Below are 13,046 nucleotides of genomic sequence, written 5' to 3' on the forward strand. Positions count from 1 at the left end.
AGCGGTGGGTGTGGGCTGGTCGCCGTCCGGCCGGGGCGCGGCCGCGCGCCGAGGGACGGCGCGCGGGCTGTTCGCCGTCCGGCGGGACCGCGGCCGCACGGTTCACGGGGGCCGCCGGGCGTACGGGCGCGGCACGGGGCCGGCCGTGGGCGCCCGGGCCGGCAGGACAGGGGGTGCGGCATCCCCGGCGCACCCCCGCCGGGCTCGCGAGTCGGTCACGGACCGGCCCCGGGCAGGGTTCAGGCCGGTGTCAGGCCGACACCAGCAGCCGTCCGCCCCTGGCGTACGCCAGCGCCTCGGGCGTGAGTACGGGGCGCGGGACGAGGATTCCGCAGTCCGCGCAGACCGGGCCCGCCGACGGTTCGTGGTCCAGGTCGTACCTCCAGGGCAGCCTCTCACCGCCGCACACCGGGCACCCCGTGCCCGGATCGCGCTCCAGCGCGGCGATCAGCCTGCGCAGGACCTCGGCCAGCGGCTCACGGGGGTGCAGCCGCGGGTCGTCGCACCAGGCGACCCCGAACCCGCCCCAGGTCAGGCGGTGCCAGTCGTCCACGCTGCCGGGCCTGCGCAGCCCGTCGTGCTTCTCCTTCTTGCGGCGTTCGGCGAACTCGACCTCGTAGGCGAGCCACACCGCCCGAGCCTCCTCCAGCTCGTCCAACGCGGCCACGAGCCGCGCAGGATCGGGGGAGCGGTCCTCGGGACCGAACCCGGCCCGGGACGACAGGTGGTCCCAGGTCGCCCTGTGCCCGTAGGGAGCGAACCGCTCAAGGCACTTGCGCAGCGAATACCGCCGCAGCGCCAGATCGCAACGCGGGTCTCGCACCTGTCTCGCCAGACTCCGGAAACCGGCCATCGCCTTGCACCTCCGTCACATCTGTACCTGTACTTCGGTCACTTCGGCGTCGTCGTACGGACGTCGTCGAATAGACGTATCGACATGCGATTCGGCTCCATCCGATCTCCGATGACCTCCACCTGCCGAAAACTTGACGCATGTTCATCTTCAATCCCGGGGATACCGGCGGTAACCTTCCGGCCACCCCCGTCGCTAGGAGCAGCCGATGCCTCGGCGAACCCCACGCAACTCTCTCGACAGACTGAGAACTCCCGGCAGATTCCCCGGGTTCCTGAAGACCGCTTCCGTATGCGCCCTGATCGCCGGTCTTTTGTCCCCCATTACCCAAGTGGCGGCAGCCGCCGAGGTCACGGCCGCGAACGACTACTGCGGCGGCCAGTGCTCCGACATCCTCCCGCCGGGCGAGAACGGCAACGCCACCCTCGCGCAGATCCTCCTCAACCAGGCCTTCGGCACCCAGCCCGACCACGCCGAGGACCAGCTCGGGCCCTACGCCAACCTGGCCAAGGGCTACCCCACGCTCACCAACGCCACCATCAACACCTTCTTCAACGACGCGTCGTTCGGTGTCGCCTCCGATCAAGTCGCCTCCACCTCGAACCCCGCGGGGCGCAGCGACGTGACGATCGTCCGCGACAAGAAGACGGGCGTGCCGCACATCACCGGCACCACCCGGTACGGCACCGAGTTCGGCGCCGGGTACGCCGCGGCCCAGGACCGGCTGTGGCTCATGGACGTCTTCCGGCACGTCGGCCGCGGCCAGCTCACCGCCTTCGCGGGCGGCGCCCCCTCCAACCAGGGGCTGGAGCAGCAGTTCTGGCGCAACGCTCCGTACACCGAGGCAGACCTCCAGGCCCAGATCGACAACGCCGTCGCCGCCAACGGCACCCGCGGCCAGCAGGCGCTCGCCGACGCCAACGCCTACCTCGCCGGCATCAACGCCTACATCGACGCCTCCGACAGCGGCCGCTACTTCCCCGGTGAATACGTGCTGACGGGCCACAAGGACTCAGTCACCAACGCCGGCACCATCGACCACTTCAAGATCACCGACCTGGTCGCGCTGGCCTCGGTCATCGGCGCGCTCTTCGGCTCGGGCGGCGGCGGCGAGGTCAACAACGCGGTCTCGCTGCTCGCCGCCCAGGAGAAGTACGGCGTGCAGCAGGGCACCGAGGTCTGGGAGGCGTTCCGCGAACGCAACGACCCGGAGGCCGTCCTCACCGTCCACAACGGCCAGAGCTTCCCTTACGCCACCAAGCCCGCGAGCCCGCAGGGCGCGGCGCTGCCCGACGCCGGCTCGGTCACGACGCAGCCGCTGGTCTACGACGCAACGGGCACCGGCGGCGACCAGAACGCCTCCGCCGCCTCCGCCACGGCGACCGCCGCCGCCCTCGGTTCGGCGCGGCGCGGCATGTCCAACGCCCTGGTCGTCAGCGGCCAGGCCACCGCGAGCGGCCACCCGATCGCCGTGTTCGGCCCGCAGACCGGCTACTTCGCCCCGCAACTGCTCATGCTCCAGGAGATCCAGGGCCCGGGCATCAGCGCCCGCGGCGCCTCCTTCGCGGGCCTGAGCATGTACGTCGAACTCGGCCGCGGCCAGGACTACGCGTGGAGCGCCACGACCTCCGGCCAGGACATCATCGACAGCTACGCCGTCGAACTGTGCCAGGACGACTACCACTACCTGTTCCACGGCACCTGCACGGCCATGGACGTGGTGGAGCAGAAGAACGCCTGGAAGCCCACCACCGCCGACGGCACGGCGGCCGGCTCGTACACCATGCGCGTGTACCGGACCAAGTACGGTCCGGTGGAGTACCGGGCGACCGTGGGCGGCAAGAAGGTCGCCTACACGACGCTGCGCTCGTCCTTCATGCACGAGGCCGACTCCATCATCGGCTTCCAGATGCTGAACGACCCGGACTACGTCAAGAGTCCGCAGACCTTCCAGAGCGCCGTGCAGCACATCAACTACACCTTCAACTGGTTCTACGCCGACTCCACGCACACCGCGTACTACAACAGCGGCGACAACCCGGTGCGGGCGAGCGGTGTCGACGCAGAGTTCCCGGTGTGGGCGCAGGCGGCGTACGAGTGGAAGAACTGGGTGCCGGCCACCAACACGGCCGAGTACACCCCGGCCTCGGCGCACCCCAACTCCATCGACCAGGACTACTACATCTCCTGGAACAACAAGCAGGCCCTGAACTACTCGACGGCCTCGTGGGGCGACGGGTCCGTGCACCGCGGCAACCTGCTCGAGGACCGGGTGAAGAAACTCGTCGCGGCAGGCGGCGTCACGCGCGCGTCCCTGACCAAGGCGATGGCGGACGCGGCGCTCGCGGACCTGCGGGCCGAGGACGTCCTGCCCGACCTGCTGAAGGTGGTCAACAGCTCCACGGTCACCGACTCCACGGCCGCGGCCGCGGTGACCAAGCTCCAGGCCTGGCTGACGGCGGGCGGCAAGCGGACGGAGACGACGGCCGGTTCGAAGACGTACGCCAACGCCGACGCGGTCCGCATCCTCGACGCGTGGTGGCCGCTGCTGGTGAAGGCCGAGTTCGAGCCGGGCCTCGGCACCGGCCTGTACACGGCGTTCACCGCGAACCTGCCCATCGACGAGACCCCGTCGGCCGCGCACGGCCCGACCGGTGCGCACGCCGGCAGCTCCTTCCAGTACGGCTGGTGGAGCTATGTCGACAAGGACATCCGGGCCGTGCTGGGCGAGACGGTCCAGGGCGGGCTGACGCAGAAGTACTGCGGCGGCGGCACCCTCACCGGCTGCCGGGACGTCCTCATCAGCACCCTCAAGGAAGCCGCGGGCAAGACGGCCGCCCAGGTCTACCCGGGCGACACCCTGTGCGCGGCGGGCAACCAGTGGTGCGCCGACTCGATCGTCCAGCGCACCCTGGGCGGCATCAAGCACGGCAACATCAGCTGGCAGAACCGGCCCACCTTCCAGCAGGTGGTGGAGTTCACCTCGCACCGCTAGCACACGCGGCGGCGGGGCGGTCCTAGCCGATCCGGCCCGCCGCCAGCACCAGCCGCGCCAGCTCGGGGTGCACGATGTCACTGTGCGCCCCGGCCGGCGCCCCGCCGCGCCGGACCACCGCCGCCGCGTCGACGTTCACGCATCCCGACCGCGGCAGCGGCCCGGACAGCGCGTCGGCCAGCACGCACGCGTGCGTCCCGGGCACGGCCTGCGCGCCGTCGTGTCCCAGAGCGCCCCACCTGGCGCCCAGCATCTCCCCGACGAGCCCCCGGGCGTCCCCCGCCATCCGCGAGGCCAGCGGATACATGGTGCCCAGCGCCTGGTCGAACCGCGAGTAGCAGCAGACCAGGGGGCCGTCGATACGGTTCTGCTGCCCCTGGAGCACACCGCCCGCCCGCGCGTCGTGCGGCAGCCGTTCGGCGAACGCGTAGTGCGAGAAGGCCCCCTGGAGCAGCGTCACCGACTTCACCGTGCGCACCCCCTGCGGCAGCCCCCGCAGCGCGAACGACACCAGCCGTCCGCCGAAGCTGTGCCCCACCAGGTGCACCCGCACGCCCGGCGCCCGCGCCGCCAGCCGTCCCACGAAGGGGCCCAGTCCCCGCTCGCCGACCGTCCCGGCCCGCCGTTTCATCGCGTAGTACGTCGCCTGCCGCAGCAGCTCGTGCGCCCCGTCCCACGGGTTCGGCAGCGCGAACTCCTCACGGGCAGGGCCGGATCCGAGGTCCGCCAGGGCCCCCGCGAACGCCTCGCACGCCACCGCCGCCGGGCAGGAGAACATCCCGGGGCCGTCCGGTGCGACCCCGTCCACCAGGGTGTCCGCGCCGAACAGCGCCTGCGGTCCCGTCGGAGCCACCTCCACCAGCAGCCGCACCAGCCGCCCGAACTCCTCGATCCCGGCGTCCCCGGAGGGCTGCTCCTCCAGCAGCCGCGCGAGGCCTTCGACCACGGCGGCCCGGCCCGGGAACGTCCCGAGCAGCGCGTGACGGGTGTCCGTGTCCAGGGCCGGGCGCCGGCCGGCGGCGGCCGCCGCGGAGTGCGGGAAGTCGGGGATCGGCTCGTCGCAGAACCGCATCGACGGCCACACCACGCCCACGTAACCGATCCGCGCCGCCGGGGCGAGCGCCGGGACGGGTGCGAAGAAGCGGCTGTAGAGCCGGGTGGCGCCGGAGCGGTCGCTGTTCCAGCCGTGCGAAAAGAGGATCAGGTCGCGCACGCCCTGCCGCGCCACCCCGGTCAGCAGCCGGTCCCGCCCCGGTACGTCGACGTCCCCGTCGGCGTCGAAGGTCAGCTCCCAGTAGGGCGTCACGCTCATCGCCGGATCCGCCATCACAGGCCCCCTCGTCCCCGCAGGGATGCGCCGAGTACGGGCATCGTCCTGCGAACGCGGGCATGTGGCCATACGTCACGGCTCATCCGTACAAGACGTCGTCCCGGAGGTGCCCGGGGAGCCGGACGCGATCCCGGGGTAACCCCTTCCGCCGCTACATACCGACTGGTTAGTCTGACGGGAGAGCCGATTCGAACCGCAGTCGCGTCGAAGGAGACCGATGGTGGAAGCCGTGCAGGATGCCGCAGTGGTCGTGACCGGAGCGGGGGGCGGTATCGGGGCCGCCCTGGCCCGCCGCTTCGCCGCCGAGGGAGCCCGGGTCGTCGTCAACGACCTGGACGCCGACCGGGCGCGCGCCGTCGCCGAGGAGATCGGCGGGATCGCGGTCCCCGGCGACGCCTCCACGATCGTCGAGGACGCCCGCGAGGCGCTCGGCGGCAGCGTCGACGTGTACTGCGCCAACGCCGGCGTCGCCTCGGGCGGCTCGGAGTCGGCCGAGGAGTCCGTCTGGGCCCTCGCCTGGGACGTCAACGTCATGGCGCACGTCCGCGCGGCCCACGCGCTGCTCCCGCACTGGCTGGAGCGCGGACAGGGCCGGTTCGTCTCCACGGTCTCCGCCGCCGGGCTGCTCACGATGATCGGAGCCGCGCCCTACAGCGTCACCAAGCACGGCGCGTACGCCTTCGCGGAATGGCTGTCGCTGACCTACCGCCACCGGGGCGTCAAGGTGCACGCCATCTGCCCCCAGGGCGTGCGCACCGACATGCTGGACGCCACCGGCAGCGCGGGCGACCTGGTGCTCAAGCCGACCGCGATCGAGCCGCAGGACGTGGCGGACGCCCTGTTCAAAGGCATCGCGGAGGACCGCTTCCTGATCCTGCCGCACCCCGAGGTCGCCGACTACTACCGGCTGCGGGCCGGTGACCCCGACCGCTGGCTGTCGAACATGAACCACCTCCAGCGCAAGTGGGAGGCCGCCGGATGACCACGCCCGCCTCGCACTACGCGGCCAGGCCCTGGGTGGCCCTCCTCGACGAGTCCCAGCGCGCCCCGGTCGACCCCGCCGACTCCCTCGTCGACGCCTTCCGCAGGTCCGTCGCCGAGGCCCCCGACCGGACCTGCCTCGCCTACTTCGACGGACGGCTCACCTACCGCGAGGTGGACGAGCTCAGCGACTCCGTGGCCGGTCACCTCGCCGCCCGCGGCCTGGAACCCGGCGACCGGGTCGCCGTCCTCCTCCAGAACTCCCCGCAGTTCGTCCTCGCCCTGCTGGGCGCCTGGAAGGCGGGCGCCACGGTCGTCCCCGTCAATCCCATGTACAAGTCGGCGGAGGTCTCCCACGTCCTGCGGGACGGCGAGGTCGCCGCGCTGATCTGCTCCGACCGGGCCTGGGAGTCGTACCTGCGGCAGACGGCGGACGGCTCGACCGTGCGGATCGTGCTCACCGGCTGCGAACGGGACTTCCAGACGCGGGGCGACGAGAGGGTGCTGGCCTTCGAGCGGCTCCCGCGGCCCTCCGACACCGACGACCTCACCGCCGTCGCCCGGGCCGGACACAAGGCGCCGCAGGTCCCCGCCCCCGCCCCCGCCGACACCGCCCTGATCAGTTACACCTCGGGCACCAGCGGCGCCCCCAAGGGCGCCACCAACACGCACGGCAACATCATGTACAACGCCGAGCGGCAACGCACCGGGCTGCGGCTTCCCGAGGCGCCCGTCTACTACGCGCTCGCCCCGCTGTTCCACATCACCGGCATGGTCTGCCAGCTCGGCGCCTGTCTGAACAGCGCGGGCACGCTCGTGCTGACGTACCGCTTCGAGGCGGGTGTGGTGCTGGAGGCGTTCGCCGAGCACCGGCCGCACTACACGGTCGGCCCCTCCACCGCCTTCATGGCGCTCGCCGCCCACCCCGGCGTCACCCGGGACCACTTCGCGTCCTTCGTGAACATCTCCTCGGGCGGCGCGCCCGTGCCGCCGGCCCTGGTGGAGAAGTTCCGGGCGGGCTTCGGGCCGTACATCCGCAACGGCTACGGGCTCACCGAGTGCACGGCGCCCTGCGCGTCCGTGCCGCCCCAGCTCGAGGCGCCGGTCGACCCGGCCTCCGGGACCCTCGCCGTCGGCGTGCCCGGCCCCGACACGGTCGTGCGCATCGTCGACGACCAGGGGGCCGAGGTCCCCTTCGGGGAGCAGGGCGAGATCGTCGTACGGGGGCCGCAGGTGGTCCCCGGCTACTGGCGGCGCCCCGAGGCCACCGCCGAGACCTTCCCGGACGGCGAACTGCGCACCGGGGACATCGGTTTCATGGACGAGCAGGGCTGGCTGTACGTCGTCGACCGCAAGAAGGACATGATCAACGCGTCCGGGTTCAAGGTGTGGCCGCGCGAGGTCGAGGACGTGCTCTACACCCATCCGGCGGTCCGCGAGGCGGCCGTCGTGGGGGTGCCGGACGGCTACCGAGGGGAGACCGTCAAGGCCTATATCAGCCTGCGTCCCGGCGCCGACGCGGATGCCGATACGCTCGCGGCCTACTGCAAGGAGCGGCTGGCGGCCTACAAGTATCCGCGCCAGGTGGAGATCCTGCCCGACCTGCCCAAGACGGCGAGTGGGAAGATCCTCAGGCGGGAGCTGCGTTCCCGCCCGCGGGACGGCCGTCAGCCCTGACAGCCGGTGGCGCGGTCGCCGGGTCACCGGCGGACCGGCGCCACGACAGCAGCAGCACAGCAGCACGACAGCCGACCGGGCTCGTCGGCGAGGATCGAGGAAGGCAGGTGGCGGCAGTGCCCAGGACGACGGACGGTGACGGGACACCCGTGCCGCAGCGGCTGCTGGCCGCCGCCACCCGGCTCTTCGCCGAGCAGGGCTACGACCGCACGTCGGTGCAGGAGATCGTCGAGGCGGCCGGCGTCACCAAGGGGGCGCTGTACCACTACTTCGGCTCCAAGGACGACCTCCTGCACGAGGTGTACGCGCGCGTGCTGCGCGTGCAGCAGGAGCGTCTCGACGCCTTCGCCAACGCCGACGAGCCGATCGAGAAGCGGCTGCGGGGCGCCGCGGCGGACGTCGTCGTCACGACGATCGAGAACCTCGACGACGCGTCGATCTTCTTCCGCTCCATGCACCATCTGAGCCCGGAGAAGAACAAGCAGGTGCGGGCCGAGCGCCGGCGCTACCACGAACGCTTCCGCGCCCTCGTCGAGGAGGGCCAGCAGGCCGGTGTCTTCTCCACGGCGACCCCGGCCGACCTGGTCGTCGACTACCACTTCGGATCCGTGCACCATCTGTCGACCTGGTACCGGCCGGACGGGTCGATGGGCCCCAAGGAGGTCGCCGACCACCTCGCCGACCTGCTGCTGCGGGCCCTGCGGCCCTGACCCGCCCGGTCCCGGACCGGCACGCGGGTGGGGGCGGCCGCCACGGCGACCGCCCCCACCCGCGTGTCTTGTGCCCTACAGGTACTTCTTCAGCTCCCGGCGCGCCAGCGACCGCTGGTGCACCTCGTCGGGGCCGTCGGCGATCATCAGCGTGCGGGCCCCCGCGTACAGCTCGGCGAGCGGGAAGTCCTGGCTGACACCGCCCGCGCCGTGCAGCTGGATCGCCCGGTCGATGATGTCGACGACCGCGCGGGGCGTCGCGATCTTGATGGCCTGGATCTCCGTGTGCGCGCCCCGGTTGCCGACGGTGTCCATCATCCAGGCCGTCTTCAGCACCAGCAGCCGCAGCTGCTCGACCGTCACGCGCGCGTCCGCGATCCAGTTGTGGACCACGCCCTGCTGCGCCAGCGCCTTGCCGAAGGCGTCACGGGAGACGGCGCGGCGGCACATCAGCTCGATCGCCCGCTCCGCCATGCCGATCAGCCGCATGCAGTGGTGGATGCGGCCCGGGCCGAGCCTGGCCTGCGCGATGGCGAAACCGCCGCCCTCCTCGCCGATCAGGTTCGCGACCGGCACCCGCGCCCCGTCGAAGACCACCTCGGCGTGACCGCCGTGGGAGTGGTCCTCGTAGCCGAACACCTTCATGGCCCGCTCGACCGTGACCCCCGGGGTGTCGCGCGGCACCAGCACCATGGACTGCTGACGGCGGATGTCGGCGCCGTCCGGGTCCGTCTTGCCCATCACGATGAAGATCTTGCAGTCCGGGTTCATCGCCCCGGAGATGTACCACTTGCGGCCGGTGACGACGTACTCGTCGCCCTCACGCCGGATCAGGGTGGTGATGTTGGTGGCGTCGGAGGAGGCCACCTCGGGCTCGGTCATCGCGAACGCCGAGCGGATCTCGCCCGCCAGCAGCGGCTCCAGCCACTGCTTCTGTTGCCCCTCGTCGCCGAACTGGGCGAGCACCTCCATGTTCCCGGTGTCGGGGGCGGCACAGTTCAGGGCCGTCGGCGCCAGCTGCGGGGAGCGGCCGGTGATCTCGGCCAGCGGCGCGTACTGGAGGTTCGTGAGACCGGCGCCGTGCTCGGCGTCGGGAAGGAACAGGTTCCACAGGCCCTGCCTGCGCGCCTCGGCCTTCAGCTCCTCCACCACGGCCGGGGTGTCCCACGGCGAGGCGAGCAGCGCGCGCTGCTCCTCGGCGACGGGCTCGGCCGGGTAGACGTACTCGTCCATGAAGGCGAGCAGCCTGGCGCGGAGCTCCTCGGTACGTGCGTCGAACGCGAAGTCCATGCCGGTCAGCCTTCCTGAAGAGTGGTCAGTCCGTGCTCGATGAAGACGGGGACGAGCTCCCCGATGCGGTCGAAGCCGCGCCCGACCGTCTGGCCCAGCGTGTAGCGGTAGTGGATGCCCTCCAGGATCACGGCGAGCTTGAACCAGGCGAACGCCGTGTACCAGGACACCGCCGAGACGTCCCGTCCCGAACGGGTCGCGTACCGCTCGATCAGCTCGGCCGGCGACGGGTGCCCCGGCGCCGAGGCCGTCGTGGAGATGGGCGAGTCCGGGAGTTCCAGCGGCACGCTGTACATCACCAGCAGCCCGAGGTCGGTCAGCGGGTCGCCGAGCGTCGACATCTCCCAGTCGAGGATGGCCCGGATGGTGTCGTCGGGCCCGATCAGCACGTTGTCGAGCCGGTAGTCGCCGTGCACGACCGCCGGCGCGGGGGAGTCGGGCAGCCCGCGGCCGAGCGCCGCGTGCAGCTCGTCGATCCCGGGCAGGTCGCGGCTGCGGGAGGCGTCCAGCTGCTTGCCCCAGCGGCGCAGCTGCCGGTCCAGGAAACCCTCGGGGCGGCCGAAGTCGGCCAGCCCCACCGCGGCGGGGTCCACCGCGTGCAGCTCCACCAGCGTGTCCGCCAGCGACAGCACGGCGTCCCGGGTGCGCTGCTCGCCGAGCGGGGCGAGTTCGTGGGCCGTGCGGTAGGGCGTGCCCTCGACGAACTCCATGACGTAGAACGGCGCCCCGGGCGCCGCCCCGTTCTCGGGGTCCTCGCACAGCAGCACCGGACGCGGCACGGGCACGCTCGTCGGGTGCAGGGCGCTGATCACCCGGTGCTCGCGCCTCATGTCGTGCGCGGTGGCCAGCACGTGCCCGAGCGGCGGCCGCCGCACCACCCACCTGGCCGTGCCGTCGGAGACCGCGTACGTGAGGTTCGACCGCCCGCCCTCGATGAGCCGGCCGGTCAGCGGACCGGCGACCAGACCGGGGCGCTCACGCTCCAGCAGGTCGCGCAGCCGGTCGAGGTCGAGGCCTGGCGGATGGTCGGGGCTCATGCGTCGCTCCTGTGGACGGGACGGGGAATCGGCACGTGCACCATGATGCCGACCGGTCGGTATGCCGTCCAGTGGTCCTGCCCAAAGTGATCGGGGCCACGATAGGGCGACGGCCCCCCGGCGGAGCGACCGGGGAGCCGTGCGGAAGCGGTGCGGACATCGTGTGCGGGACCGTGCGGGAGTCGCGCGAGCCGTACGTGAGCGGTGCGGCGGTCGGCGTGAGGGTCAGTGGTCGTCCCAGTGGCCGTCGTGCTCGGCCTGGAGGGCGGTCATGGGGGGGGTGCTCACCTTCGAAGCGGGGCGTGATGACGTCGGCCAGGCTGTCACGCGGACTGCGCATATCGGCTCATTCCGCTTGCGTGGCGTTCGGGGACCCCGGAGGGTCGGACCCATGAAGGCGATCAGCTACTCCCGCTACGGCGGCGCCGGGACGCTCGAGTACGGGGACGTCCGCGAGCCCAAGATCGGCCCCGACTCGGTGCTGGTGAAGGTCCGCGCGGCGGCCGTGAACCCCGTCGACTGGAAGGCCCGCGAGGGTTATCTGGACCCGATGATCGACGCCGTCTTCCCGGTGATCCCCGGGTGGGACGTCTCCGGCGTGGTCGTCCAGCTCGGGGTGTCCGTCACGGAGTACGCCGTCGGCGACGAGGTCATCGGCTACGTCCGCGAGGACTTCCTCTCCCGTGGCACCTTCGCCGAGTACGTCGGCGCCCCGGTGCGCACCCTCGCCCGCAAGCCGCGCAACCTCACCTGGGAGGAGGCGGCGGGCCTGCCGCTGGTCGGGCTCACCGCCTACCAGGTGCTGACCAAGGCCCTCCAGGTCAGACGGGGCGAGACCGTGCTCGTCCACGCGGCGGCGGGCGGCGTCGGCTCCATCGCCGTACAGCTCGCCCGCCACCTGGGCGCCCGGGTGATCGGCACGGCGAGCGAGGCCAACCACGACTTCGTGCGCTCGCTGGGCGGTGAGCCGGTGACCTACGGCGAAGGGCTGGCGGAACGGGTGCGCGGGCTCGCGCCCGAGGGTGTGGACGCCGCCTTCGACACGGTCGGCGGCGACACCCTGAGGGTCTCCGCCAACCTGCTGGCACCGGAAGGGCGACTGGCGTCGATCGCCGACGGGGACGTCGTCGGCTACGGCGGCCGCTACTACTGGGTCAGGCCCGACGCCGAGGACCTCACCCGGCTGACCGAACTCGCTGAACAGGGCGTGGTCTCGGTGCACGTGTGCGAGACGTTCCCCCTGGAGCGCGCGGCGGACGCCCACCGCCTGAACGAGGAGGGCCGCACCCGGGGCAAGATCGTGGTGACGGTGGACTGGGCGGACGAGAGCGCGGCGGACGGCCAGAGCTGAGCCGCGCAGGCCGGGGCCGCGCCGGCGAACACCGGGGTACCGGGCCAGACACCCCCCTAGACCACCACCAGCGCGGTGGCGCACACGGCCGTCGCGACCGCGCACAGGGCCACCGCCGTCGCGTGGCGCGGGGTGAGGGCCGCCGGGCTCGGTGTGGTGGACAGGGCGTGGATCCTGCGGTGCGCGAGCAGCAGGAACGCCAGCCACAGGCCACAGCACAGCGCACAGGCGACGACCCCGGACACGGACACCTCGCCGTGCAGCGCCGCCCGCACGGCGAGCACGGCCGCCACGGTGCTCGCCAGCGTGGTGCGCCGCCAGGCGAGCCGGGTCCGCTCGGGCTGGAGGCCGGGATCGCGGGGAGGAACCTCCTCGGTCATCCCTCCCACCCCACCAGCACCACGACGACCATCGCCACCGCCACCACGGCGACCAGCACCCCCAGCAGCGCCGGGAAGCGTGACATCGGCAGGTCCTCGCCCCGGCGCATGGCCCGCTCGCAGCGCATCCAGTGGTTGACCGCGCGCAGGGAGCACAGCACGCCCGCGGCCAGCAGCGCGAGCGCCAGCCCGACCCGCCAGCCCCAGCGCAGGTCCGGCAGGAACTGGTCCACCGCGAAGCCGCCGCCGATCAGCGCGAGCGCGGTGCGCAGCCAGGCCAGGAACGTGCGCTCGTTCGCCAGCGAGAACCGGTAGTCGGGTGTGCGGCCCTCCTCCCTGACCTGCTCGGGAGCGAACCACAACCGGACGTTCCGCACGAACTCGATCACCTGAGGGACCCTACCCGCAGCCCGTCACGGGACCGGGTCCGGGAGCCCGGCAC

The 13,046-nt window shown here is 72.3% G+C and carries 11 protein-coding genes; 5 read left to right on the forward strand and 6 right to left on the reverse strand.

Going from position 1 to position 13,046, the window contains the following annotated elements:
• Positions 1–250: 250 nt before the first annotated feature.
• The gene (locus Saso_RS04860; protein ID WP_189927564.1) at positions 251–853 is read right to left on the reverse strand and encodes a hypothetical protein; all 603 of its coding nucleotides are present in this window, start codon (positions 851–853) and stop codon (positions 251–253) included.
• Positions 854–1,061: 208 nt separating this feature from the next.
• Between Saso_RS04860 and Saso_RS04865 the strand changes: the two genes are divergently transcribed.
• Positions 1,062–3,848 carry a penicillin acylase family protein gene (locus Saso_RS04865; RefSeq protein WP_189927563.1) on the forward strand — a complete coding sequence of 929 codons (2,787 nt, stop codon included), beginning with the start codon at positions 1,062–1,064 and terminating at the stop codon, positions 3,846–3,848.
• Positions 3,849–3,870: 22 nt separating this feature from the next.
• On the opposite strand, the gene Saso_RS04870 is transcribed toward Saso_RS04865, so the two are convergent.
• The gene (locus tag Saso_RS04870; protein ID WP_189927562.1) at positions 3,871–5,175 is read right to left on the reverse strand and encodes a serine-threonine protein kinase; all 1,305 of its coding nucleotides are present in this window, start codon (positions 5,173–5,175) and stop codon (positions 3,871–3,873) included.
• 220 nt (positions 5,176–5,395) lie between these two features.
• On the opposite strand from Saso_RS04870, the gene Saso_RS04875 reads away from it, so the two are divergent.
• The 3 genes from Saso_RS04875 (at position 5,396) to Saso_RS04885 (ending at position 8,546) form a co-directional block, all read left to right on the forward strand.
• The gene (locus Saso_RS04875) at positions 5,396–6,160 is read left to right on the forward strand and encodes an SDR family oxidoreductase (RefSeq protein WP_189927561.1); all 765 of its coding nucleotides are present in this window, start codon (positions 5,396–5,398) and stop codon (positions 6,158–6,160) included.
• A complete protein-coding gene (locus Saso_RS04880) occupies positions 6,157–7,836 on the forward strand; it encodes a class I adenylate-forming enzyme family protein (RefSeq protein WP_189927560.1) in 1,680 nt (559 codons plus the stop codon). Before Saso_RS04875 ends, Saso_RS04880 begins: the two co-directional genes overlap by 4 nt.
• Before the next feature lie 116 nt (positions 7,837–7,952).
• Complete coding sequence (locus Saso_RS04885; protein ID WP_189927653.1) at positions 7,953–8,546, forward strand: TetR/AcrR family transcriptional regulator; 594 nt, start codon at positions 7,953–7,955, stop codon at positions 8,544–8,546.
• A 75-nt stretch (positions 8,547–8,621) separates the two neighbouring features.
• Here the strand turns inward: Saso_RS04885 and Saso_RS04890 are convergent, their stop codons facing one another.
• Together Saso_RS04890 and Saso_RS04895 are read right to left on the reverse strand one after the other, a co-directional pair.
• Positions 8,622–9,836, reverse strand: a complete 1,215-nt coding sequence (locus Saso_RS04890; RefSeq protein ID WP_189927559.1) for an acyl-CoA dehydrogenase family protein — start codon at positions 9,834–9,836, stop codon at positions 8,622–8,624.
• A 5-nt stretch (positions 9,837–9,841) separates the two neighbouring features.
• Entirely contained in the window at positions 9,842–10,873 is a 1,032-nt protein-coding gene (locus Saso_RS04895; protein WP_189927558.1) for a phosphotransferase family protein, read from the reverse strand.
• Positions 10,874–11,264: 391 nt separating this feature from the next.
• Between Saso_RS04895 and Saso_RS04900 the strand changes: the two genes are divergently transcribed.
• The gene (locus tag Saso_RS04900; RefSeq protein ID WP_189927557.1) at positions 11,265–12,224 is read left to right on the forward strand and encodes an NADP-dependent oxidoreductase; all 960 of its coding nucleotides are present in this window, start codon (positions 11,265–11,267) and stop codon (positions 12,222–12,224) included.
• A 56-nt stretch (positions 12,225–12,280) separates the two neighbouring features.
• Here Saso_RS04900 and Saso_RS04905 read toward each other — a convergent pair whose 3' ends face one another.
• Positions 12,281–12,604: a DUF202 domain-containing protein gene (locus Saso_RS04905; protein ID WP_189927556.1), complete on the reverse strand. Its 324-nt coding sequence runs from the start codon at positions 12,602–12,604 to the stop codon at positions 12,281–12,283.
• Positions 12,601–12,993, reverse strand: a complete 393-nt coding sequence (locus Saso_RS04910; RefSeq protein ID WP_189927555.1) for a YidH family protein — start codon at positions 12,991–12,993, stop codon at positions 12,601–12,603. The genes Saso_RS04905 and Saso_RS04910 overlap by 4 nt, the downstream gene beginning before the upstream one ends.
• Between the last annotated feature and the right edge of the window lie 53 nt (positions 12,994–13,046).

The sequence above is a fragment of the Streptomyces asoensis genome, assembly GCF_016860545.1.
GTDB classification, from domain to species: domain Bacteria; phylum Actinomycetota; class Actinomycetes; order Streptomycetales; family Streptomycetaceae; genus Streptomyces; species Streptomyces asoensis.

What these genes read in the sequence shown, in the direction of transcription:
- Saso_RS04905 (WP_189927556.1), bottom strand. Translation starts at nt 12,604, where the DNA reads ATGACCGAGGAGGTTCCTCCCCGCGATCCCGGCCTCCAGCCCGAGCGG.
- Saso_RS04870 (WP_189927562.1), bottom strand. Translation starts at nt 5,175, where the DNA reads ATGGCGGATCCGGCGATGAGCGTGACGCCCTACTGGGAGCTGACCTTC.
- Saso_RS04890 (WP_189927559.1), bottom strand. Translation starts at nt 9,836, where the DNA reads ATGGACTTCGCGTTCGACGCACGTACCGAGGAGCTCCGCGCCAGGCTG.
- Saso_RS04880 (WP_189927560.1), top strand. Translation starts at nt 6,157, where the DNA reads ATGACCACGCCCGCCTCGCACTACGCGGCCAGGCCCTGGGTGGCCCTC.
- Saso_RS04865 (WP_189927563.1), top strand. Translation starts at nt 1,062, where the DNA reads ATGCCTCGGCGAACCCCACGCAACTCTCTCGACAGACTGAGAACTCCC.
- Saso_RS04895 (WP_189927558.1), bottom strand. Translation starts at nt 10,873, where the DNA reads ATGAGCCCCGACCATCCGCCAGGCCTCGACCTCGACCGGCTGCGCGAC.
- Saso_RS04860 (WP_189927564.1), bottom strand. Translation starts at nt 853, where the DNA reads ATGGCCGGTTTCCGGAGTCTGGCGAGACAGGTGCGAGACCCGCGTTGC.
- Saso_RS04900 (WP_189927557.1), top strand. Translation starts at nt 11,265, where the DNA reads ATGAAGGCGATCAGCTACTCCCGCTACGGCGGCGCCGGGACGCTCGAG.
- Saso_RS04875 (WP_189927561.1), top strand. Translation starts at nt 5,396, where the DNA reads ATGGTGGAAGCCGTGCAGGATGCCGCAGTGGTCGTGACCGGAGCGGGG.